This window comes from Kaistella yananensis (assembly GCF_026107505.2).
Classification (GTDB): Bacteria; Bacteroidota; Bacteroidia; order Flavobacteriales; family Weeksellaceae; genus Kaistella; species Kaistella yananensis.
Map to the genome: position 1 here is coordinate 176,178 of NZ_JAPCHZ010000006.1, position 24,976 is coordinate 201,153.

Sequence of the window (24,976 nt, forward strand, 5' to 3'; positions counted from 1 at the left end):
GTCCAATGAAACGAATCATTATCAATATCAGTCTCGCCCTTTCCGCCTTGATGCTTCTCAACTCCTGCGGCAGAACGTTCGAAGAAATCAATACCGACACCAGTAAAATCATCAGCCCTACTGCCGGAAGTCTGCTCTCGCCCGTACAGTTCGACATGGCTTCCTATGGCTATAACCGTGCCGACGATTTTACCTTTCAGATCATGCAGGTCGCCATTCCATTTCCCAATGAAGGAAACACCGTAAGCCGCTATTACCTTACCGAAGGTACCGGAAGCGGATACTGGAATACGAGCTACAGATGGCTGAAACAGGTGAAAGAAATGCACACCTTTGCTGTGGCTGAAAACCAGAAGAATTATCAGGCTATCGCCATGGTGCTGAATGCCTTTATTTATGCCAATCTTACAGATGCCTTTGGAGATATTCCGTTTTCTGAAGCGCTGAAACTGGAGGAAAATATGACCAAACCAAAATTCGACAGCCAGAAAGACATTTACATCACTTTACTCGATGACCTGAAAGCGGCCAATGCCCTTTTTGATACCACAAAACCACTCACAGAAACCGATCTGTTTTTCCATGGTGAAGCTTCTGCTGCCAATATGGTGAAGTGGAAAAAATTTGCCAATTCGCTTTCACTGAGATTACTGAACAGAATCCAGAAAAGAAACGGTGAAGTAAACGTGTACGCCCGTATTCAGGAAATTGTAAATGACCCTGCCACGTACCCGATCTTCCAGAATAATGCTGACGGGGTGGTGCTCGATATTTCCGGAGTGGCACCTTTTACACCGCCTATTGCAAGACCTCAGGATTTTACGGCTTACCGCGCAGCGGGTGAACTGTTTGTGAATACGCTGAAAGATAACAATGATCCGCGTCTGGCTAAGTTCTTTACACAGGCCAAAAGTCTTACAGCCCCGAACCCGAACATAGGCTATTTCGGTGCACCAGCCGGTTATGCGCCGGGAACGGTCTTCACCTACCAGCCTTCGAACATGAACCAGAACCTGGCAAAGGCACCATTGAAGATTCTCTTATATCCTTACGCAGAACTTCAGTTCACGCTTGCGGAACTGGCGCAGAAAGGAATTATTTCCGGCTCTGCCCAGACCTTCTATGAAAATGGGGTAAAGGCAACCTTGGAACAGTGGGGAGATACCGTACCTGCAAATTATTTTGCCAATCCGAAAGTGGCTTATAACGGTACCCTCGAGCAGATCATGACCCAGAAATACATCTCCCTGTTTTTTGTAGATCACCAGCAGTGGTACGAGCAGCGCAGAACGGGTTACCCGGTAATGCCGGATAATGGCGGACTGCTGAATAACGGACAAATGCCGCAAAGGATGATGTATCCAACCAACCCGAGAATCATGAATACCCAGAATTACAATGCTGCGGTAACTGCGATGGGAGGTGATGATATTAATGTAAAAATGTGGTGGAACAAATAATGAAAAACGTTTTTTTACTGATCTTTGTGTTCAGCACCCTACTCATGACCGCACAGACGCGCATTATCGCACACCGCGGCTACTTTCAGGCGCAGATACCCACAGCAGAAAATTCGCTGAAGGCACTGCAGAATGCGCAGGCACTGAAAGTCTATGGTTCTGAGTTCGATGTGCGGCGTTCGGCGGATGGTATTCTCGTGGTGAATCATGATGAACACCACGGGGATATGGAAATCGCTGAAACTCCTTATGAAGACTTAAAGAAACTAATGCTTTCAAACGGTGAAAAGCTTCCAACCCTGAAACAGTATCTGAAGCATGGCAAGCGCGACCCTGAGGTTAAATTGATTGTTGAACTGAAACCTGCCAAAACAAAAATCCTGGAAGACGAAATCGTAAAGCAGACGCTTCAGCTGGTAAAGAAACTGGGACTTGAATCGCAGACCGAGTTTATTTCCTTCAGCCTGAATATCTGCCGGGAAATAAGAAAGCAGGAGCCGGATTCTGTGGTGCATTACCTTAACGGTGACCTCTCGCCACAGCAGCTGAAAGATGAAAATCTCAACGGGCTTGACTATCATTACAAACTACTCACCGAAAAACACCCGGAGTGGATCCGCGAAGCCCGTGCACTCGGTCTTAAAACCAATGCCTGGACCGTGAATGATCCCGAAATTTACCACCAGCTTAAAAATCAGGGAATCGACTTTGTTACCACCAATATTCCCGAACAACTTCTTAAAAATTAAACAGCATGAATTTTAAAATATCAGTACTTTGTGTACTCTTTTCCTCCTTAGCATTCGCCCAGACTTCCGTGTCCGGCTATGTATTTGAGGATACCAACGGAAACGCAGTAAAAGATAAAAAGGAAAAAGGAATCAGCAGTGTGGCGGTTTCCAATGGGATAGAAGTCACCCTGACAGACAAGAACGGGCGATACGCTTTACCCGTTTATGGGGACCACACCATTTTCGTTATTAAACCTGCAGATTACCGCACCAAGACCGACGCCAATAACCTGCCGAAGTTCTACTATCACCACAAACCCAACGGCTCGCCGGCAGATTTCAAATACAAAGGAACTGCACCTACCGGTAAACTTCCGGCAGAAGTGAATTTTGCACTTTACAGCACCAAAGAGAATAAGGATTTTCAGATCCTGGTGTTTGGTGATCCGCAGCCTTACACGCTGAAAGAAATCGACTATTTCAGAAGGGGCATCATCAACGAAGTAAAAAACAACAAAAAGAATGCGGTTTTCGGCATCAGTCTGGGAGATCTCGTAGGCGATGATCTGTCGATGCATCCGCATTATATCGCTGCAGTAAAAGAACTTGGTTTGCCGTGGTACAATGTGATCGGGAATCACGATATGAATTTTGATGCTAAAGAAGATCCGTTTTCCGACGAAACTTTTGAGGAAAACTTTGGTCCTGCCAATTACGCCTTCAATTACGGAAATGTTCATTTCATGGTGCTGGATGATATCCTGTATCCGGATCCGCGCGATGGGAAAGGCTATTGGGGCGGCTTCCGCGAGGACCAGCTGAAATTCATCCAAAACAACCTGAAACTGGTTCCTAAAGATAAACTCATTGTCGTTGCATTCCATATCCAGATGATGCCGGAACGCGACGGTGACGACCATTTCCGGATGGAAGACCGCAAGCGGCTTTTCGAACTGCTGAAACCCTTTGAAAATGTCCTCATGATGTCGGCACACACCCACAAACAGACTCAGATTTTCTATACCAGGGGCGAGGGTTGGGAAGGCGCTGCCGCCCTGCACGAATATAACGTAGGAACCACTTCCGGCGACTGGTATTCAGGTACAGCAGATGCCACAGGCGTGCCTGCGTCGGTTATGCGCGACGGAACCTACCGCGGGTATTCGTTTATCGACTTTAAAGACAATAAATACAGCATTCAGTACAAAGCTGCAGGGCATCCTGACGAGTTCCAGATCAGCCTGTATGTACCGAAAGTAATTGCAAGCAGACGGAATTCCGCCCGTATTGCCGCAAACTTTTTCATGGGCAGCAAAAACGATCTGGTGGAATACCGTGTAGACGCCGGCGAGTGGAAGCCCATGGCTTATACAGAAACCATGGATCCGTCTTTCCTGCAGTCGGTTCTTCGTTGGGATACCGGAACCGAATTGCTGCAGGGCAGAAGACCTTCCAACCCCGAAGATTCCAAGCACCTCTGGATGGCTGCGTTCCCAGGTAAATTAGCACTTGGGAAGCACAGACTTCAGGTTCGTGCCACAGACCGCTATGGCAGAATTCATACGGCCGAACAGGAATTTGAAGTAAAGGAACCGAATCCGGTGCCTTGATTTCAACAATTTCTCTCTCTGCCGGCTGATGTTCCTTCAGCCGGTTTTTGTTATGGTTTTAGGATAAAATACAAATTCGGAACGCTGCAATGCCTTTCCAGTTACCAGGCGGTTACAAAATGCGGTAAAGAAGTCATTTCTAAGTTTCTGAAGATGTTTTTATTGCACTGATGTTGATGTTTTAAATGGATCGGTGGTAATTACATTAAATAAAAGCAATAATTTGCTATTTTTGATAAGGACTTAAAATTTTATGCATGAACATCGATTACCGTGATCCCTGGGTACTGTTGCTGAACCTCACCGTCATATTCATCCTCATCCTGCTGATTGTTCCCACGCTCCTCAATACGAAGGAAAGACTGGGTGTCAGGCTTTCGTTCTCTGCAATTTTTATGATCGTGGCGGTAAACTGCATGGCCAATCTGGCCCTGTTTTACACTCAGGATGTGGCGTATTTCGATTTTCTCTTTCTGCAGGCGTTTATTCCGTTACTTTTTGGGCCGGCCATCTATTTTTATGTGTTGCTGAACAATGGCGGAGAAATCAAAAGACCCTGGATTCATTTTATTATTCCATTTTTGGCCATTCTGTACGGAATTTATCATGTTCAGATGGATGAGGGAGATAAAGTGCGGGTTTTCCGGGAAGTGAACGCGGCCCAGAATCTTTCGTACAATATCCTAAACATACTGGTAATGAGCATCCCGCTGATCTATTTTTACTTTTCAAAACGCTATCTCAAGCGTCTGCATATTCAACCTGCCGATCCCCTGGCTATGCTCAAAAAGATCAAAATCCAATGGTCGCACGAATTCATCAATCTTCTTCTTTTCTGCGTTTTTTCTTTTCTTGTGATTATAATTGTTGCTACTTACTTTTATCAGGTGCCGCAACCTTACCTGGATCTTATCGGGATGCCCATTTATTTTCCGCTGATTTATGCGGTGATCGCGGTGCGAAGTAATATGATCTCGAAACAGCTGGAAATGCAGTACGCAGTTTCCAAAGCTGAGGAAGACAACCGGCTTCGCGATCAGCGCATCGCCATTTCGCGGGACCTTCATGACAATATAGGCGCCTATGCCACCAGCCTGATTTCAAAGATCGACTATCTTGCGGTGGAGGAGAAAGCGGGGAAGGGAGCACTGGAGGACCTCCGCGAACATGCCGAAAGTATTCTGGGTCTGCTGCGGCAAACTCTCTGGGTGCTGAACAATGACACCATCACCGTAGAAGATTTTTATGATCATGTAAAGCAGTACGCACTGAAAAGCTTCAGAAACAGCGGCATAACCCTCCGTTTTGAGGAAGACATCAGGGACAACCGGATTCTGCCATCAGAAATCACCATAAACCTTTTCAGAATCCTGCAGGAAGGTCTGCAGAATGTAATGAAACATTCCGGTGCCACCGAGGCCGAACTTTATATGATTTCCAGGGATACGGTAAGAATCAGTTTGCGGGATAACGGAAAGGGATTTATTGCGGATGATCATCATGAAGGCTATGGGCTTGGAAATATAAAGGCCAGAGCCGCAAATATCGGCTTTACTGCAACACTGTCATCAGAGGAAGGTAAGGGGAGCATTCTGGTTCTGGAAGAAATACGCCCAACCGCGTATAGAAAGCCGGAAGTCATTTAACTAATTTTACATCAAAAACATGAGACTCGCAATCGTTGACGACAGCTTCCTTAACCGGAAAACACTCAAAGAAAAGCTTTTGCCTTACGCGGAAGTGGAACTCGTGCTGGAGGCAGAGAACGGTGCTGATTATCTGGAAAAACTAAAAGAACTTGCACCGGCTCAACGTCCGCAAATCGTACTCATGGATCTGGAGATGCCTTTCTTGGACGGGATCTCGGCTATTTCAATCTCAAAAGTTAAATATCCTGAGCTCAAATTTATTGTGCTCACCATCTACGAAGATACCGACCGTATTTTCGAGGCCATAAAGGCGGGTGCCAACGGCTATCTGCTGAAGGAAGACAAGGCCGTGAATATTGTGGAAGCACTGGAAAGTGTGCTGAATTACGACAATATCCCCATGAGTCCGGCCATTGCGCGAAGTGCCATGCGTCTTTTATGTGAAGAAAACCGGCCCAACATCACCCCCTCCGAAAGCCAGCTGCTATCCGACCGGGAAATGGATGTACTGAAACTGATGGTGAAAGGGCACCGCTATTCCGATATCGCCGCACGGCTCTTCATCAGTCCCAATACAGTGCGTACCCATGTGAACAATGTTTATAAGAAGCTTCATCTTTCGTCGAAGAGCGAGATGATGGAGCTGGCGCGTAAAAATAACTGGCTGTAAGCAGATTACCTCAGCATAAATACGCTGTTTAGCGTATGTACTGTGCGGAAATAATTATACAACTTTGTACTGTACGGCAGTGAAAATGATAACTTTCCCACTTCAAAAGGGAAAATACATTCAGGCTGTCCGTAAAGACAAAGCGCAATTCTTTTCGCATCAAACATTATGGTTATTAAAAGCTGAAGGATGAAAACCAAATTTCAATTAATTATGTTTTATATGATGGGATTTTAGACTTTGCGCAAACTGCGGCCCGTGAAGACGTAACCTTTAAAGGGAAGGCAGACGCAGACTGCTTTCCTAGAAGAGGAAATTATCATTATCCGGTCACCGAAGCAACAGTATCAATCGAAAACGGCAGCATTACAAAAATAGTGTATCCAGCCGCAGACCGTGCGAGAGCCGAAATGCAGCAGACAAATGATGCGCATACAGCCACGACCTGTACCCGCTGTAATGGAAAAGGCGTTGCAGGATATTCAAGGGTAAGTGTAACCAATCCATCAGAAAATTTTGGCGTAGACAGATACCTGACTGGCCGCTACACCACGACCACAAGATATGGTGATACTTTATTCCCAAATATCTGCACAGAATGCGGTGGAAAAGGAGTAAAATAATACAAATAAACAAATAAACAAAGGATGAAAACAATTACTAATTGCCGAAAGCATATGCTCTGTTGTTTAATCTCAGCGATTACCTTCCTCACTGGAATGTTTTTTCCTACTATCGTTACTGCCCAAACCACCGCACCTGCAAACACGGCGGCCGCAGAGTTACAGATGAATGTCAACGGTAAGTCCATGCATTTTGACCAGGGAAAAATTCAGGCGTTTACCATTAAAGAGGACGGTTCGGTCGGTATTCTTGCACAGACCACTTCAGATATTCTCAGTGCCAATACTCTGGTATTGAATATAACCCCCGCTGACAGCAGCAAAACCGTTACGAAGGGAGAATATAAAATTTTACCGGAAGATGTGGTCTCAGATTTTATGGTCAGGGCAGAATATGCTGAAAATAAAAATTTTCTGTTCTGGTGGAGCGATGCCAGCAAGGTAAAAGGAGGCTCAGTATTTATTGATGAAATTACCGCTTCAAGGATCAAAGGCAGGTTCTCATTTACCGGTGTATTGCAGAAAGAGGATGGCAGCATCGACACTAAAAACCTGGTGAAAATATCCAATGGCGTTTTTGATCTTCCCTTGGAAGTTAAAAGCCGGATGGATCCCAGATAACGAAACATAATTTCCTGGCAAATATTGTCAAGATGAAAAAACTAACACGCTGGCTTTACGCATTCGCCATCCTCATTTTTTCAGCCTTGCTCGTGGCATTTGCTTACGATATGGAACAAGGCACATCAATTCCACTGTCGAGCACGCAGGCTGGCAGGCAGGAAATGCTGATGTGGGTGGCTGAGGTATTAGGATTTAAAGGCAGCATTTTAGTAGGGGTGCTGGCAACGGGTTTCGGTATGTATTATGCCATTAGTCAACACTTCAGGAAGATAGAGAAGAAACTGTGATATAATAGTGCAAAAATTCATCAATACTGTTGAGTAACGCTATGAAATTAATTGGCATCATATTCATTATACTCGGCATCATCTCCGGCCTGCTTGGTGTACGATCCTACCTGCGTGATGATGCTTATGCAAAAGCAAGTGTGGTGGTGAAATCATCGGTAAAGTGGGCGGAAGTAAAACCCAATCCCTGGAAAAGTACCGTGAGTATTAAATTGATGCTGAGCTACATGCGGGACGGCGTACCGGACAGTGTAGAACACAATTATTCCCTGTTTTATTCCCAGCACGACCCGTTGCCGACTGTAGAACAATTAAAAGCAGCAACGCCGTATATCCGATACGTGCCAAAAGATAAAAGAAGTAAAAACATCCCGGATTGGGTGATGGTGAGCAGCAAGGATCAACATGATGGAGTATATGGTTACACAGGGTTTACATGGATGTTCCGGTTTTTGCTGTCGGGAACAGCCCTGATAATTTACAGCAAAGTCAGGAAGCAGAACAGGAGGCCTTTCCAATTATGAAAAATACATCATCAACATCATTTTCATGAATACATTTCTAAAAACTGCTAAGCGTCACCTGGCAATAGTGGTGGATTTCCGGACTTATTATAAAAAACCAAACAGTTCCGGACTGCTGCTGCTGTTATTGCTGTTTTCGAACAGTCTTTATGCCACCTCACCGGGGAATTATCCAGCATCCACTACCCCTGCTGAAATGCTCACCGATTTGCTGGACGGTGAATACCAGGCCAGTCAAAAGGCAGTAAAATGGTTGGCCACGCCCGGCGATGTACATGAATTTAACGGGCAGCTTGGGGAGAACCGCATTTTATATTCTTTTATTGACACCACAATGACCGTGAAACGTGGCAATGAGAATGTATATTATACAGTTTTCCGAACATCTCCAATGGTTACCAATGAAGATGGAGAATTTGTGAATGCCAACAGCTGCCACATGTGCGGAGTTAGTCTTGGATATTTTTCTTACACCATAGAGAATGACAGCATTTATATTCAGAAGTTCAAACGCAATTTTGCGACACACGGCTCCTTTGGCGAAAAGTCATATACCTTATCAATGATCAATTTAGGCGACGGCTACGAGCTTTTAAAGGTGGATGATCCGTACGAAGGAATGGGAATCAATTCGGTGGGCACCAAATTCTACCGGGAAGGTGAACTGATGCTGAGCCTGATTACCGAAGAAAACAACCGGGGCAACCGAAACAGGAATCAAAAAGGGTACTATGAATTTAATACCGACTTTGCTTATAGCAGTAAGGCGCACAGCGTCACTGTAAAACAGACTGGGTATAGGATAGATGAACAGTCGGGAAAAAGAAAGAACATCAGTAAGATCAGAAAAATTAAGGTGGGAGATGACAGCCTTCAGTTCCAGCAGTGATTGACGGATACAGTACTTATTTCAGCTTCAAACCGCAGACACGAGGAAAAAAATAGCACGAAGCGAATAATCTTTAAAGCATTCTGTTTTAATATACGCTCAAAAGCGTATTTTTATCTTACACCAGTTTGTACATCTTTGTCCTGAGTCATCATGCCGGAAAAAGAAGGCCGGAAAGAACAACTGAAATATGAAAACAGCTCTCCCCACGTCCTGTTCAACTCACCGAAAACCCTCTGGGTGCCGTAGATTATATGAATTGCGGCTGACCAAGGTCTTTGGCTTCCGTGCGTTATTATTCGTTTTTTTATTTGCGTTCCCTGTTCTACAGGCACAGAATCTTTCTGAGGTCATCAGCAACTTAAAATCAGAACTCACAAAAAATCCTGACGATAAGAAACGCGCATCGGTGTATGCCGATCTCACCTGGTATTACGCCAGTGTTTCTGTGGATTCTGCGCTCAGCTACGGTAAAAAAGCCATTGCAGCCACCGAAAAACTTCAGGATTCGGTATTGCTTGCCCAGGTTCACAGCGATCTGGGAGCGGTTCATTTCCGGAATAATGATTTTAAGAAATCCGAACAGCATTATCTGAAATCCTATCAGATCCGGAAAAAGCAGAAGAATGCTGCGGGGATCGCCAAACTTAATAATAACCTTGCTTCCGTGTACCAAAGCAGCTTTCAGTACAATAAAGCGATGAAAATGTATCTGGAAGCCCTTAAATATTTCGAAGCAAAGGGTGATGCCAGAAATGCGAACATTACAAAGGCGAATATCGGGCTGCTGTTTGTGGATCTGAAAGACAATCCGAATGCGGTGAAATATATCGGTGAAGCCGTAAAATATTTTGAGTCTCAGGAAAGAAGCGTGGAAATCGAGAACAAACTCTGCGAAAATTACCTGAACCTGGGAAAAGCATTCCAGATGCAGAAAAAATATGCGGAGGCAGAACTGCAGTATCAGAAAAGTTCGGAGATCTGTAAAAAAGTAGGCAACAAACAGGGTTTTTCGTTCGCCAACAGAAACCTGGGCAACCTGTATACCCTTCAGCGAAAAGATTCCCTGGCCGCCGTAAACCTGCAGGTGTCTAAGGAAGTTCGTGAAGAATTCAATTCCAAAATCGATCAGGAAAGCAACAGTATCGACGTCGCGCAGCATCTCATTGTACAGGGAAAATATCCGGAGGGAAAGCGCATGCTTTTAAAAATCCTGCCGCTATTCGAAAAAGAAAATTCAAAGGAAAACCAGCTTTCCACCTACAAACTGCTTACGAATGTGTATCATCACCTGGCAAAGCCGGACAGTGCAGAGTATTATTTTGAGAAATACATCGCGCTCGATAATGAGCTCGTGAATGTCGGAGTAAGCAGCAGCACGGCTGAACTCGAAAAGAAATACCAGACCCTGAAGAAAGACAGTGAAATCCTTCAGCAGAAATCCAAAATTCTGAAAAGAAACGTGGCCCTGCTCTCGCTGGTAGGCGTACTGCTGCTGGGCGCAGTGTTCTACCGCAACCGCCAGCACCGCCAGAAAGCCGAACTCCAGAAAGCCATTCTGCACCAGCAGGATCTGGCCACCCGGGCGGTCATTACAGCGGAAGACAATGAGCGCAAAAGAATGGCCAGCCACCTTCACGACGGTGTTGGGCAGCTTTTAACGGCGGCCAACATGAATGTGAGCGTGCTGAATGACTATAAAAATGACCCGGAGAATTTTAATACGATCATTCACAGGACTTCCGGTATCCTGGCAGACGCCATCAAAGATGTCCGTACCCTGTCTCATCAGATGATGCCTAACATGCTCATTAAAAATTCGCTTACCAATGCCTTAAGGGATCTCATTGAGAAAATCTCCTCGCCAAAACTTACCGTGAACCTTCAGATTGAGGGGCTCAACAACGATCTTGACCAGAATATCCAGGTTACGCTCTACCGGATCATTCAGGAATGCATCAGCAATACCATTAAACATTCTGGTGCTGATAAAATTGATATCTCCGTCATCCAGACCGATCAAAGAATCACCACAGAAATTGCAGACAACGGCAAAGGCTTTGACCCTGCGAAAGTGATGGACAAGAGAGACGGCCTCGGACTTCAGAATATGAACGCACGCATTGAACTGCTGAAAGGGCTGGTGCGTATTGACAGTGCGGCGGGCGAGGGCACCCGGATATTCATCCAGATTCCAACCGTTTAAAGGAGAGGTGTTATGAAAGTCGTTATTATTGATGACCATCAGATCATTATCGACGGGATTGAAATGCTTCTCGGTCTGGAGAAAAATATCTCAATCCTGAAAACCTATACCGATGCCTTTGATTTTCTTCACGAACTGAGGGCAGAAGAAATACATCCCGATCTCATCCTGATGGATTTAATGATGCCCACGATCAACGGATTTGAATGTGCCAAAATCCTTAAGCGGGATTTCCCGGGAATCAAAATCATTATCCTCTCGATGAACTGCGACCCGAAGACGGTTTATGAACTGACAGAAAAAGTAAAGATTGACGGTTATCTTTCTAAAAAAATAAGCCGGCAGGATCTGGTGAAAGCGCTGGAGGATGTACATTTAGGATATATGCACCTCAGCACCGAGGCAGAGACCGCGCTGAAGCAGTTTAAGAGCAAAGTCATCGATTATCCGGAAATAAAACTCACGTTGCGGGAAAAGCAGATCGTGAAACTGATGATCGACGGGTGTACGAATAAGGAGATTTCCACCGCTCTTTTCATCAGCGAAAGTACGGTAGAAACCCACCGCAAAAACATCTACCGAAAAACGGAAACCCATTCCGTTCCCAAGCTCATACAGGCCGTAGCTGATCTCGACCTGCTGGCCGACTGAGCCTAAAAATTTCTCACCTGCCGATCTCAAAATACCCACTGCCGGGTAGATCGCCGTGAGGCTTTTGCTCTACCTTTACCGCAACAAAAACCCAAATGATGAAAAAAAATTCTCTTCTGTTTGCATCGTTTGTTCTGGCAGGTTCGTTTGCGACTGCGCAACAAACGACTTTTAATGTTCTTGAAAAAGATTACGAAATTTCCCGCAAAGCCAAGAAAGGCTATCTGGGTGGTGTAGAAGCCAAGGAAAACGGCGGTTTCGAGATGGTGTACTTTCTGCCCTCGAGCCGGAGAAAAGTGAAGGTGGAAGCCTATACGTTCGACAAAGATGCCAACCTTACCAACACCATGAAAGACGAGTGGGATGTAGAAAAAGTAAAGAAAAAATGGAAATTCTTCAACTTTAAAGGCGATGAATATACCACTACCGCAGCTTCTGTAAGCACCAACCTCACAGGAAAAATGATGTTCAAAAAGCGTGAGATCAAGGCAAAATACAACTGGCTTGCCGGGGATTACGTGAAGAGAGTGAAACTGCTCGACCGCCAGAAACTCACCAGTGAAAACGGTGAAGAGTACCTTTTCAGCGGCGCGTACGAGGTAGAACGGGACAGCACTATTTATGCCCTGGCTTATCCTTATGCCAAAGGTGCGGCCATGCAGAGTCTGGATCTGGTGAAGATTTCGAATACGGGTGAGTCCAGAAAAATAGCGTCCGTTGCCACGCCAAACCCTGTAAAACCTATATTCTCTAAACCGCTGCTCGATGAAAACAGCCGCGATGTTTCCAACGATGATTTCCCACGGGACTGGATCGTGGTTCTGGCACCTACCAAAATCTACGGCAAAGGCAGCGCAGGAAATCCAAATCAGCTGACTTATCTCCGGATTTCTCCGGAAGGAAATGTGAAAGAGCAGTTCAATTTCACAGCGCCTTCCGCAGGATACCGCATCCTTAATGCTTATGCAAAAGGAAATGAGGTAATCCTGTACGGTATGGGCATTAAAAAAGAGGGCAAGTATGCCGATGAAATCTTAGGAGCCACTGTATCTCCATCCAGTATGGATGATAATGAGCAGGCGGCGGCCAAGTCCACCGGCGGTATGCTGGGCGGCCTCGGGAAAATGGCCAACATGGTTTCCGGAAAAGACGATATGGCACCCTCTCAACAGTCGCTGGACAATGCTTTAGATGAAAAAAAATATGATGACTTCATTATCGCCAAGATTTCCGGGCAGCAGCTGTCGGTGATCAGAGCCACGCCTATGGCAGAACTGAACAGCAAAGCTGTAGCCGGACCCGATATGAAGAAAGCCCTGGAGTTCGACGGTAAGAAATTCGTGACCAATAATTTTCAGATTCTTAAAGATGGCTCCATGATGCTGAGTGTTCAGGATTACAAGCCCGAAGGAAAAGGAATCGGGTTGCCGGGCGGTAAAATGCTGGGCGCGCTGGCCGGAGTTTCCACCAGCAGAAGCGGTGACAGCTACGACCGGATTTATAAAGGAATGTATCTGCTTCACTTTTCACCGGAGGGCAATCTGGTAAGAAATTATACGGTGCAGCTGGATCAGAAAAACAAAAAAGGATTCTTTAACAATTCACCCATGACGGCAGATAATTTTCCTGCCATCGGTTATCTGATCGAAAGTAAGGACGGCAAGTCAGTAAACTGGGTGATGGAAATTGTAAAAGCCATTGATGTGGATACGGATGTAAGCACCTTTAGTAATTTCTTTTCAGGAACTTCCACAACTACTACAACCAAATCCTATTCTCCTTTCTACAGCATTGAATATGGCAAGCTAGACCTGGCTACCGGCAAATCTTCGGAATTCAGAACGCTGGGCGACCTCGAGAAGAAGAAATACTACCTGTACCCCAAGCATAACCGACTGCAGATTGGTGACTACACGTACTTCTTCAGCGAAACCCCGAACGGCGACCGCCTGCTCGTTTCGAGAATGGATGTTAAGCAGTAAAACCGGGAAGGTCATTTAGTTTCGAAGCTGTGAACCGGCATCTTGTATCAGTGAAATCATTTTAAAAATTCCTCTTATGAAAAAGTTACATTACGTGTTTTTCTCCCTGTGTTTAGTCACCTTACTGATGACGGGATGCGATAGAGAAAGTGAGCCGGAAAGCACCACACCGCCTGCTTCCGCAGGATTTACCTGGCGTGAGAACTCCACCACGGCACCCCTTAAAACCGCAGGATCTTCGGAAGTGCGTACGCAGTACAAATCTATTTTTGCCTTTACAGGAGCTACGGCCACCTCGGGAACGGTGTTTGAGTTCAACCTTTCCGGACTTTCCCCTGCGACCTATCCCGTGAATGCCACCAATGCGTTTTATTTTAACGGAAATACAGCCACTCCCGCAACCGGCGAAGTGGTCATCACCGCCAATGCAAACGGCAAAGCTTCCGGCACCTTCAAGGCGACCTGGACGAGCGGAAACGTTACCTCAGTGTACGGCACCTTTACCGATATTCCGGTGAAATAAATTTTGATGTATTCCTACCCTGGCGGACCCTGAAATCCGCCGGGGTTTTTACCTTTTAAAATATTCAGACATGAAAAAAATTCTACTTTTCAGTTTAATGATGCTGGGAATTACAGGCAGCGCCCAGCTTACAGTTGTGAAAGACGTATCTGCAACGGGTTTAAGACCTACCGATAACGAGCACTTTATATGGCAAAACAACCGCTGGAACGGCAAACACTACTACGGGGTAACAGTATCGCCCAGTGTCGCTATAGCAGTAACAGACGGAACCGACGCGGGAACAAAGGTGATTAAAAATTTAGGGCATTCCGGTGTTCTAAGTGCTGCAATAAAGGCCATAATTCCCGCAAAGGATCACTTTTATATTCACGTCTATGTATATAAAAGTTGGAGTCCCTATATTCAGTATGATGAACTCTGGAAGTCGGATGGTACAGACGCAGGAACTGTATTGCTGAAACGGTTCGATGAACGGGGATCCACTACTGAAGGCATATCCATCACCACTGACCAATATGAAGCCGCAAACCGCTCCCTCAGTGGCAATGAAATGTACTTCTACGGATATACAGGTAGTAACGGCAGAAAAATATGGAAAACGGACGGCACTGCTGCTGGTACCTCAATGATTGCTGATAAATCCGGTAATGCACTGACAAGACTGAATAATGACGTTTATTTTGCTTCCGATTTTAAATTATGGAAAATCAGCGGCAGTACGGGAAGCGTAGAACTGATTGATGTTCCGAATATTTTTATTGTAGCTACTATGCGCATGGCGGCGTTTAAAAACAAACTCTATTTTATGGGTTTTGATGAAACCAATGGGGTAGAGTTATGGTCCTCTGACGGTACGCCTTCCGGAACAAAAATTTTTACCAATACATCCCCGCTTACCAATAATGTGTACAGTCTCACGACTTTTAATCTCACATCAACGGATGATTATCTCCTATTTTCAACTTTGCATAACGCTTCCGACAACACCCGGCATACGCTATACCGTACCGATGGGACGCTCGGCGGCACCGTACAGCTTTCGCCTGCTGACGCCATAGATGCGGGAACGAGCTCGGGCTCCATGTTTTCCAAAACCAATGAGAATTTTTACTGTTTTAATATGAGCCAGAAAACCATCTTCCGGACCAATTATCAGGAAAACGGTTACTCAATTGTTTCTACAGGTGCCTATAATGCAGGAAATCTCGTCGATTATAAAGGTACAGCCTGGTATGCTGGTGGAACCGCCAATATGTCCGGAAATAATGATTTCGCGGAACCGCACCGCACCGACGGCATTCAGACTGTAAAAACCTTTGATATCATTACGCTGATGCAGGGAACTAATAACATCGGCTCCAATCCTTTTGGCTTTCATGAATTGAACGGGAATCTGTATTTTTTTGCAGGCCTGGGAAATGCGATGAAGCTGTACCAGTTTCAGGGTGATTATACCTTCAACAGGTCAACCGACAATTCGTGGAACGCTCCCGGCAACTGGAATACTGGGGTGGTGCCGCTTTCTTCTGAAGACACTCTGGTTCCTGCTGGGTCGGATGTTGAAATTTCATCTGCAGCATCAGCAAGAAATCTTGCGCTCAATGCGCCACTTCATATTGTTTCCGGCAGCTTAAACCTTGCAGGGGACTTAAATTTAAATTCAAGAATTACGCTGAATAACAATGCTGTGAATCTCAAGGGAACATCTTCCGCCATCACCGGCGGTAACACCAATAATTACATTGTCACCAACGGTACCGGGACCGTGAATGTTGAAAACGTAAATGCCGGTCGAGGAACGGTAAACCTTCCGGTTGGAACAGCGAACAATTACAATCCCCTTACGCTGGCGAACTCCGGAACTTCTGATACTTTTTCAGTGAAAGTCTCTGAAGGAATTGCGAACGCGCCAGGCGGTGCGGTGAATGCAACCTGGGACATCTCCGAAGGTACACCAGGCGGAAGCAATGCCACCATTTCCTTAGGCTGGAATGCTTCCCAACAGAACGGAACCTTTAACCCAAATAACGCGACCGTCGGACATTATGTAAACGGAGCTTGGACGGCCGAAAACTCCGGTGCGGTGAGTGGCAGCAATCCTTACACCATTACAGGAAGCGGCATCACCAGTTTTTCACCTTTCGCGGTGATGAATCTTGGTGCGCTCGCAACTGCAGATCCGCTGAAAAAGAACATCTCCGTATATCCGAATCCGTTCAGGGAGATACTTACCGTTACTTCAGAGGATAAAGCCACCGTACATTTCTACGATATGTCCGGCAAAATGGTGGGCAGCCACGCTTTGGTGAAAGGTACCAATGCGCTGAACCCGGCAGCACTCAAACCCGGCGTTTACGTTTATAAGGTGAAAAATACTTCAGGCAATGTGATGGCCTCAGGCAAAGTGATTAAGAAATAATAATCACGGAAAAGCGGAGTGATTGGGAAGAGTGTTGCTCCGCTTTCATCACGCTTCGGCTTTGGGTAAGTCAGTGCATTTTTTGATTTTACAAAACCGTCTGATGACTGTTCAGTCGGTTTTCTTTTTTCAGGACTGAGGGGTTTTGTTGCAGACTTGTTCGGGACTCCTTGCGGAACTGTTGCCAAAACACCCTTCTTTTGGCAAGGATCCGGCAACAACTCCGCAACAACTCCCGAAGAAAACCTTCACCACTTTGTCAAAGTTTTAAACAGCATGATGGTACTTGGACAAAGTTCGAATCAGAACCTCCATCCATTCTCAAAATAAACTTTGTTAAAGGTTGATGCGCATGAACAGAACTTTGGCAAAGTAATACCGGAGCATCACTCAAAAGATGATTAAAAGATGGCATCGAGAACCTCAGCCACCGTGAAGACCTCAGCCACCGCGACATCCCCAGCCACCTGTAGAACCCCAATGAGCTGGGAAGAAAAAAATCATCCTATGTGTTGACAGTGTGATATTTTTTGAATAATATTGTAAGGATGATTGGATGATAAAACAGCCCGCCCATGATTACCTACGAAATGTTTCCGCCTCATTTTCAGCATTGCATGCTGGCAGACTGTCCGCACAGTGAGGTATGTCTCCGCTTCCGCGCATTCAGTCTGGCCCCGGAAACTGCCGCTTCATTTACGCTGCTCAATCCCGGCATGCTCCGGACTCAGGATCTTTCGCAGTGCAGCTGGCTGCTTTCCCGTGAACCGCAGATTCATACCCGGGGTCTGAGTGCTGTATTGGGGAAACTTCCGTATTCCACCGTGAAAAATATCCGCCAGGAACTTACTGGTATTCTCGGACAGAGTGCGTATTACCGACACCTGCGGAATGAACTGTGGCTCAGCCCACCCCAACAGCAGCAGGTACATGAAATTTTCTGCAAGTATGGCGTTGAGGAGTATCTTGTATATCCCGAGTCCGGTTTCTTTCTCTGATTCTATTATTCTGTAAGGCTGAAACAAAATTTTCATACGTATGAAACAAAATTTTCAGAAGCATGAAACAAAATTTTCAGAGGAATGAAACAGAAGTTTCACAGTTTGCTCCGACTATTCCAGAAACGCCGTCAACGTTGAATTCTTCACTCAAACCGAGTGCTTTAGAATCCCCAAAGGATCCGGTACCAGCAAGAAATTTTCTCGCGATGCCTGATGTACCCGAAGGCGCAGATTCCACTTCCCAAAACCCTTTTATTTTTCTGTGTTTTTTATGTTGATTTCCATGAACGCTTCATGAAGTATCCATGAAGCATCCATGAAGGGGCCATGAAGTATGACCTGTCTTGAACTCACTATCAGATTACTCAATAAATTCTGATATCACTATACAGATATAATCGGTAATCCTGAAAAAACTATACAGCTGTATTTCAAGTCAAAATTCCTGTTATAGTTTGACCCGTCCTGAAATAACTATACATGTTAGTAAATAAATCCTGGTATAACTATACAAATATAAATGCTCATCCTGAAAGCACTATACAGGGGCTCCAGGATCGTCGGCGGGAAGGAGCGCACAAGGATAAAACTGAATATTCTTACAGTTTCGCAGGATTGTTTTATATTTGAGCATACGAACAACTATGAGTCAAAACTACCTTCGCAAACTCTCTCAACTCTATTTCGCCGGCAACGCGACCGAACATTCTTACCGGGGTGATCTGCAGACGCTTTTGCAGGAAATCCTTGGGAAAGAGTTTTCGGTTATCAACGAACCGCAGCGCCAGGCCTGTGGTTCGCCCGATTATATTATTTCGAAGAAAGATATTCCTGTAGGTTTTATTGAAGCCAAAGACCTGAAACTGGGCATCGACCATAAAAAGAACAAGCCACAGTTCGACCGCTACCGGAATGCGCTTTCGAACCTCATCATTACCGATTACCTGAATTTCGAATTCTACCGGGATGGCGAACTTACCACGAAGATTTCGCTCGGGGATATTCTGGGCAATGAGATTGCGCCTCAGGAAGAAAACTTTGCGCTCTTCACCAATCTGATTAAAGATTTCAGTGAAGAGGTTTCGCAGAACATTAAAAACTCCGAACGGCTTGCGGAAATGATGGCCAACAAAGCCAAACTGATTTCGGACATTATTTATAAAACGCTGAATTACCAGGAAGAGCATGAACTGCACTCAGACTTGATGAGCCAGAAAAAGGCCTTCCATGACATGCTGATTCACGATATCGACAACCATACTTTTGCCGACCTGTATGCGCAAACCATCGCGTACGGACTTTTCGTGGCGCGGTATCACGATCCCACGCTGCCTACATTCTCGAGGCTTGAAGCCGCAAACCTGATTCCGAAGTCGAATCCCTTCCTTAGGAAACTCTTCCAGCATATTGCGGGTTTCGATCTGGATGAAAACCTGAAGATCTTTGTGGATGACCTTATTGAAATCTTCAAGGCGAGTGATGTGCTGTCCATTATGCGGAACTTCGGGAAATCGACGCGGCAGGAAGATCCCGTGATTCACTTCTACGAAACTTTTCTGGGCAAATACAATCCGGCACTGCGCAAGGCCCGCGGGGTTTGGTACACGCCGCAGCCGGTGGTAAACTTCATTGTGCGTGCGGTGGATGATCTGCTGAAAACCGAATTCAACCTGCCGATGGGACTGGCCGATGCCTCGAAGCTGACAAGGAAAGTAGAAGTCAACGGCAAGAAGGTCGATAAAACCTACCATAAAGTCCAGGTGCTGGATCCCGCGACCGGAACCGGGACTTTCCTCGCGGAAACCATCCGGTATATTTACGACGAAAACTTCCGCAACATCAACGAAGGCGCGTGGAACAGCTATGTGGAAAAAGATCTGATCCCCAGAATGAACGGTTTCGAACTGCTTATGGCGAGTTATTCCATGGCGCATCTGAAACTCGACATGCTGCTCTCGGAGACCGGCTACGAAACCAACAGCGACCAGCGTTTCAACGTTTTCCTTACCAATTCGCTGGAAGAACACCACCAGGACACCGGAACCCTGTTTGCGAGCTGGCTTTCGGATGAAAGCAATATGGCGAACCAAATCAAGAAAGACACGCCGGTGATGTGTGTGATTGGGAATCCGCCGTATTCCGTAAGTTCATCCAATAAAAGCAAGTGGATAGAAGGTCTGGTTGCTGATTATAAAAAAGATTTAAACGAAAGAAATATTCAGCCTTTGTCCGATGACTATATTAAGTTCATCAGATTCGGGCAGCATTTTATCGATAAAAATGATAGTGGAATCTTAGCGTATATCTCCAATAATTCTTTTATTGATGGTATTATTCACCGGCAAATGCGAAAGAATCTGCTGGAAAGTTTTGACCAGATTTATATTTTAGATTTACACGGCAATGCGAAGAAAAAAGAAACCGCGCCTGATGGAAGCGCCGATCAGAATGTATTTGATATTATGCAAGGCGTGTCTATTAATATTTTTGTTAAGACTGGCAAGAAGAAAAAAAATGAGCTAGGAAAGGTTTTTCATTCAGAATTATTTGGACGAAGAGAGAATAAGTATGAATTTTTAAATAAACACACCACAAATAATATAAAGTGGACTGCTTTAGATTGCAGTTCGCCAAATTACTTTTTCATCAATAAGAATTTTTCGGAATCTAAATCCTATGAAAAAGGGTTTAAAATTGACAAACTTATGCAAACCAATTCCTGTGGTATAGTGTCCGCAAGAGATGGTTTGGTGGTTCAACAAAATGAAACAGATCTGCAATCGGTGATTAATGATTTCAACTTGTTGGACGAAGGCACGTTTAGAAATAAATATAATGAACGAAAAGATAGCAGAGACTGGACATATTTAAATGCAAAGAAAGACATAGAAACTGCCACAATTCAAAGGATTGATTATCGACCTTTTGACAAAAGGTTTATAATTTATTCGGCGAAGTCAAAAGGTATTTTGTCTTATCCCCGTAATGAGATCATGAAACATATGCTTTCATCGGATAATCTAGGATTATTAATATGCAAGCAGTAAAGTACTTTTGATTTCCAACACATATTTATTACTGATTCTTTAAGTGATAAGTGTTCGGTTTCACTTCAGACAAAGGAAGCAACCTATCATTTCCCGCTCTACCTTTACCAACAACCCACCGAATTAGACCCGCGGGAAAGAATTCCGAACTTCAATCCTGAGATTATTAAAGAGATAGCGGACAAATTAGATCTGGAATTTGTAGAAGAAAAAGAGCCAGAAGGCAATGTGTGTCTCGCCAACAGCAGCGAAGTCCGAGATGCCTACAAAACCAGCTTTGCACCGATCGATCTGCTCGATTATATCTACGCCGTACTGCATTCGCCAACCTACCGCGAAACCTATAAAGAATTCCTGAAGATCGATTTCCCGCGCGTGCCTTATCCAAAACCCGAAACCTTCTGGCAGCTCGTACAACTTGGCAGCGAAATCCGCCAACTCCACCTGCTGGAAGGGATTTCAAATAAAGACCTTACGACGAAGTTTTCCGGAAAAGGGGAGAATGTGGTGGAGAAACCGGTGTTTGTGGCTTCGAGAGCCTCAGCCACCGGACCAGAACCGAATGGAGAACCGATGCCTTCGGGCCCGGAAGCTCTCGAAGGACTCGAAGTCACCGGCAGCGTCTACATCAACGCCACCCAGTATTTCGAAAACATCCCCGAAAGTGCCTGGAACTTCTACATTGGCGGTTACCAACCCGCCCAGAAATGGCTCAAAGACCGCAAAGGCCGCACACTGGATTTCGAAGACGTATTGCATTACCAGAAAATGATTTATTCGATGAGCAACACGGAAAGGCTGATGAAGGAGATTGATGAAGTGGGTGTTACCGGTCCTTCAACCGATGCCTGATGTACCCTGAGGCACTCGAAGGGCGAATGCGGAGGATTCGGGAATTCATTACCGCCGACAGCCCACGGATAAGAGCAATAAGAAAGGATTAATACATATAAAAATAAAACAGAGTGAAGAAAAATTACCTACTGACCACTGCAGCCGTTTTGTTAGGGATGCTGCTGGTTCTGGGCTTTAAGAAAATAGAAAGCAAGAACGGATTTATAGAAATTTACAGAAGCGCGGAATTTACCGTTTCCGCAAGCCGTGAAACTTCTTCCAGTGCATGGGTCAAATGGCAGTATCCTACCAAAAGGGTTAAAGCCAAGAGCGGAAAATACATCACAACCGGTGGTAAACAGGTTCTTCAGCTATGGAAAGCATCCTGCTATGAACGGGAGTATGATATTACCAGCGTCATCAGCTACGACAGAAACGGAAAAGTGCTGGGAAGCGATTCTTATGTAGCTTTTAAAGAACCTGTAGTACCGGGAACAGTGGGAGAAATTATTTACAACCACATTTGCGCAGACGATGATGAAAGCTATTATTATGATTATGATCTGGTTGATTCCGCCGCTGCAGTAGTTGATTCTGCGGCTGTTGAATGGTAGGGGATACCAACAACCTCCGGGACCCTCAGGGTTCGGGGGTTAGTGCAGAATAACAGAGTAACTTACAAATACCCCTGCTCAAAAGCTTTGCTGACGAGTTCCGTAGAATTGCGGCACCGGGTTTTTTGGAGGATGTTTTTGCGGTGGGTCCTTACGGTATGGTTTGAAATACACAGTCTCTCCGATATTTGCGTAGTGTTGAGGCCTTTGGCGAGAAGCGCGATGATTTCTGTTTCGCGTTTGGAAAGTGCGGCCGGCTCCGGCTCAACCTGAGCCCGCTGAAGCCACTGCATTTTATGAAAATCATTTCTTTCACCGATGCCGGAAACCACCACATGGTAATTGTTTTTGGGCGCCAGATGCTGGATGTGGGTATGGATGTTTACGGCTTCCAGCAGTTCACCCTCTTCCGACTTCAAGGTGTGCAAGGACTGATGATGGAACATTTCATAAGCGCCGGAAGCCATGCGCATGCGAAAACAGTAACTGGATTTCAGCTGCATCATGTGCTCGAATCCGATCTCCTTTATCTTTTCCACGGTCATGAGTTCAGCTTCCTGCACAAAAGTCATATCATCGGGATGCACCAGTGCGATGATATCGCCCAGGTTCCGTGGTGGCCTGGCAAGTCCATGCATTTTCCCCAGATTCGGATGATGGTTGCTGAGGCTGCTGTCGCGCAGGTGAAGGGTGTAATGATAGTATTCGCCCACAGAAAAAATCTCTGCCACGATTTTGTCGATATAGGGCACCCGGTGTACCTGGGTCTCGCTCTTCAGGAATCCGGGGTAGGTATTCCAGACTTTGAGGAGAGGGTGTTGATTTTTTGACATAAAATTTGTGTTTCAGGTTACTTTTTAACATCAATAAAGTAAAAGTAGTAAATTTTTTTTTAACAAATACCCCAAAAGGGGTATTGGATGATGTTGATATTTTCATAAATTTTGTCGTATGCAGTAAACAGGAGTTTATCTTCATTTCCAATACTCCTCCTGCTATCGGCATAAAAACACAGATGATGAAAACAATGAAATTTCTTTTAACGGCAGTTCTGCTGCTGCAAACAATCACTATTAACGGACAAAAATATATGGTCGAAATTCCTGTGACACAGCAGGATTCAAGGATTCACGTGACCTTGATGTATCAGGAAAAGAATGATGCATTTGGTATGATGACGCAGGATTACCGAATCACGGTCACTAACAATACAACAGATAAACTGAAAGTCTATATCGACTACGGCGCGCGTCTGGTTTGCGGTGCGGAAAAAAGCCATAAACTTGGGCCGCTGGGCGACGGAATTACTATTGCGCCTTCACAAACGGTCGGAAAACCTTATGGAAGTGATGGTATTGGTTCTGCAGTAAGGCTTACTGCCGGCGCCTGTCCCAGAGAATCGTGGAAGCAAATGGGGGAGGACGAGAAAGGCAGCGCACTCTACAGCATGATTTCTACTGTATATTACCGGATTGTAAAAATTGAGAATATATCAGAAAAAGAACGCTCTGCAGCGGAAGCAAAAAAGCAAAAGGCCGAGGCGGAGCTTAGAAAAAAAGCAGAAGCTGAACAGAAACAGAAAGCGGCAGCCGAAGAGCGCGAAAGACTGCAGCGTGAAAACACTACCAAAACAGCGCAGAATACTACTGTCAGTGAAAGAACTGCCATGTCCACCGCCGGTTCAGTGGGGTCGTCTAATGCCCCGGCCGCGAATCTGTCGGAGAAAGTAAAAGTGAACGGAGAATATGTGCAGGTTTATCGTGAGAACGGCGTTCCTTATGTAAGAAGAGCAGACGGCAGTACGCATCAGACTACCGAAACTGCATTCAACCAGATCTCGAAGATTTCAAATGCAGCGAAGTCCACATCAAGTATTGCACAGCAGCAGGAACTGCATCAGCAGCGAATCGCCGCACAGCAAGCCGAATACCAGCGTAAAGCGGCCGCAGATAAGCTCTATGCCCAGCAGCGTGATGAAATCATCACACAGGGTGTAAGTGAGATGGCTAACCTTATCGGCGGCATCATGCAATATAACCGGGCAGAAAAGGAGCGTCAGCAAGCTATCGCCGAGCGACGTGCGGAGGCGGAAAGACAGCGTCAGCATGAGCTATATATGATGCAGACAAACCGCAGGGATGCTTTTGCGATACTGCCGGCCACAGATATTCCGCTGGTTTCTAAGGAAAAAGCCTCCAATCTCTACTTCTTTATCTATGCTCACAACGACCTGAGTAGCGAGTATGGTGCATCGGCTTATGTTTCGAATGTTTTCGAAGTCGGGAAGTACAGGGATGGCACACGGGCCTATACTGCTAAGGTTAAAAATGAAATTGAGAACCTTACCCCTTACAGTGAAGTTCTGCACGGATACTATTATACATATGATGAGGCGGCGAATACGCGAAACAATCTTATCCGCGCACTGAAAAGCACCGGGATGCGTGTTGAAGAGGTGCAATATAAAGGTAAACCGGGTCAACACAGCCCGGAGGAGATAAAGGGAGCGCCGCAACCCACGTTTGGAACGGTGATTTCCGACGAGAACACTCAATCGGTCGCAGTACCTGAAGAAAAAGTGAAGAAGCAGGTTGAAAAAAGCAATTACGGAACATTAATTAAATAATAA

Annotated in this window: 20 protein-coding genes and 1 pseudogene; 20 read left to right on the forward strand and 1 reads right to left on the reverse strand. The window is 45.4% G+C overall.

Going from position 1 to position 24,976, the window contains the following annotated elements; genetic code table 11:
- The first annotated feature begins 5 nt into the window (after positions 1-5).
- The 19 genes and pseudogenes from OK344_RS12135 to OK344_RS12225 all read left to right on the forward strand — a co-directional run bounded on the left by OK344_RS12135 (position 6) and on the right by OK344_RS12225 (position 22,347).
- A complete protein-coding gene (locus tag OK344_RS12135) occupies positions 6-1,460 on the forward strand; it encodes a SusD/RagB family nutrient-binding outer membrane lipoprotein (RefSeq protein ID WP_265145024.1) in 1,455 nt (484 codons plus the stop codon).
- Positions 1,460-2,209 (forward strand): glycerophosphodiester phosphodiesterase, encoded by a 750-nt coding sequence (locus OK344_RS12140; RefSeq protein ID WP_265145025.1) that lies wholly within the window; start codon positions 1,460-1,462, stop codon positions 2,207-2,209. The genes OK344_RS12135 and OK344_RS12140 overlap by 1 nt, the downstream gene beginning before the upstream one ends.
- A 5-nt stretch (positions 2,210-2,214) precedes the next feature.
- A complete protein-coding gene (locus tag OK344_RS12145) occupies positions 2,215-3,801 on the forward strand; it encodes a calcineurin-like phosphoesterase C-terminal domain-containing protein (RefSeq protein ID WP_265145026.1) in 1,587 nt (528 codons plus the stop codon).
- 257 nt (positions 3,802-4,058) lie between these two features.
- Entirely contained in the window at positions 4,059-5,447 is a 1,389-nt protein-coding gene (locus tag OK344_RS12150; protein WP_265145027.1) for an ATP-binding protein, read from the forward strand.
- Between the two features lie 19 nt (positions 5,448-5,466).
- Complete coding sequence (locus tag OK344_RS12155) at positions 5,467-6,120, forward strand: response regulator (protein WP_265145028.1); 654 nt, start codon at positions 5,467-5,469, stop codon at positions 6,118-6,120.
- 377 nt (positions 6,121-6,497) lie between these two features.
- Entirely contained in the window at positions 6,498-6,743 is a 246-nt protein-coding gene (locus OK344_RS12160; protein ID WP_265145029.1) for a hypothetical protein, read from the forward strand.
- A gap of 24 nt (positions 6,744-6,767) precedes the next feature.
- Positions 6,768-7,364, forward strand: coding sequence for a hypothetical protein (locus OK344_RS12165; RefSeq protein WP_265145030.1), 597 nt, complete (start codon positions 6,768-6,770; stop codon positions 7,362-7,364).
- 32 nt (positions 7,365-7,396) lie between these two features.
- Positions 7,397-7,654 carry a hypothetical protein gene (locus OK344_RS12170; protein WP_265145031.1) on the forward strand — a complete coding sequence of 86 codons (258 nt, stop codon included), beginning with the start codon at positions 7,397-7,399 and terminating at the stop codon, positions 7,652-7,654.
- A gap of 41 nt (positions 7,655-7,695) precedes the next feature.
- Complete coding sequence (locus tag OK344_RS12175; protein ID WP_265145032.1) at positions 7,696-8,178, forward strand: hypothetical protein; 483 nt, start codon at positions 7,696-7,698, stop codon at positions 8,176-8,178.
- A gap of 25 nt (positions 8,179-8,203) precedes the next feature.
- On the forward strand, positions 8,204-9,067 hold the full coding sequence (locus OK344_RS12180; RefSeq protein WP_265145033.1) for a hypothetical protein: 864 nt from the start codon (positions 8,204-8,206) through the stop codon (positions 9,065-9,067).
- A gap of 448 nt (positions 9,068-9,515) precedes the next feature.
- Positions 9,516-11,273 (forward strand): tetratricopeptide repeat-containing sensor histidine kinase, encoded by a 1,758-nt coding sequence (locus tag OK344_RS12185; protein ID WP_407936713.1) that lies wholly within the window; start codon positions 9,516-9,518, stop codon positions 11,271-11,273.
- A 12-nt stretch (positions 11,274-11,285) separates the two neighbouring features.
- Complete coding sequence (locus OK344_RS12190) at positions 11,286-11,924, forward strand: response regulator transcription factor (protein ID WP_265145035.1); 639 nt, start codon at positions 11,286-11,288, stop codon at positions 11,922-11,924.
- A 95-nt stretch (positions 11,925-12,019) separates the two neighbouring features.
- Positions 12,020-13,906 carry a hypothetical protein gene (locus OK344_RS12195; RefSeq protein WP_265145036.1) on the forward strand — a complete coding sequence of 629 codons (1,887 nt, stop codon included), beginning with the start codon at positions 12,020-12,022 and terminating at the stop codon, positions 13,904-13,906.
- 76 nt (positions 13,907-13,982) lie between these two features.
- On the forward strand, positions 13,983-14,429 hold the full coding sequence (locus tag OK344_RS12200; RefSeq protein ID WP_265145037.1) for a hypothetical protein: 447 nt from the start codon (positions 13,983-13,985) through the stop codon (positions 14,427-14,429).
- Positions 14,430-14,499: 70 nt separating this feature from the next.
- Positions 14,500-16,851: a T9SS type A sorting domain-containing protein gene (locus OK344_RS12205; protein WP_265145038.1), complete on the forward strand. Its 2,352-nt coding sequence runs from the start codon at positions 14,500-14,502 to the stop codon at positions 16,849-16,851.
- Positions 16,852-17,426: 575 nt separating this feature from the next.
- Positions 17,427-17,849: a DUF6078 family protein gene (locus OK344_RS12210; protein ID WP_265145039.1), complete on the forward strand. Its 423-nt coding sequence runs from the start codon at positions 17,427-17,429 to the stop codon at positions 17,847-17,849.
- Positions 17,850-17,911: 62 nt separating this feature from the next.
- Positions 17,912-18,130: a hypothetical protein gene (locus tag OK344_RS12215; protein WP_265145040.1), complete on the forward strand. Its 219-nt coding sequence runs from the start codon at positions 17,912-17,914 to the stop codon at positions 18,128-18,130.
- Positions 18,131-19,345: 1,215 nt separating this feature from the next.
- Positions 19,346-21,751: pseudogene (locus OK344_RS12220) on the forward strand (type ISP restriction/modification enzyme).
- Positions 21,752-21,864: 113 nt separating this feature from the next.
- A complete protein-coding gene (locus OK344_RS12225; protein WP_265145041.1) occupies positions 21,865-22,347 on the forward strand; it encodes a surface-adhesin E family protein in 483 nt (160 codons plus the stop codon).
- Positions 22,348-22,409: 62 nt separating this feature from the next.
- On the opposite strand, the gene OK344_RS12230 is transcribed toward OK344_RS12225, so the two are convergent.
- On the reverse strand, positions 22,410-23,078 hold the full coding sequence (locus OK344_RS12230; RefSeq protein ID WP_265145042.1) for a response regulator transcription factor: 669 nt from the start codon (positions 23,076-23,078) through the stop codon (positions 22,410-22,412).
- Between the two features lie 107 nt (positions 23,079-23,185).
- Between OK344_RS12230 and OK344_RS12235 the strand changes: the two genes are divergently transcribed.
- On the forward strand, positions 23,186-24,973 hold the full coding sequence (locus tag OK344_RS12235) for a hypothetical protein (protein ID WP_265145044.1): 1,788 nt from the start codon (positions 23,186-23,188) through the stop codon (positions 24,971-24,973).
- The last annotated feature ends 3 nt before the right edge of the window (positions 24,974-24,976 follow it).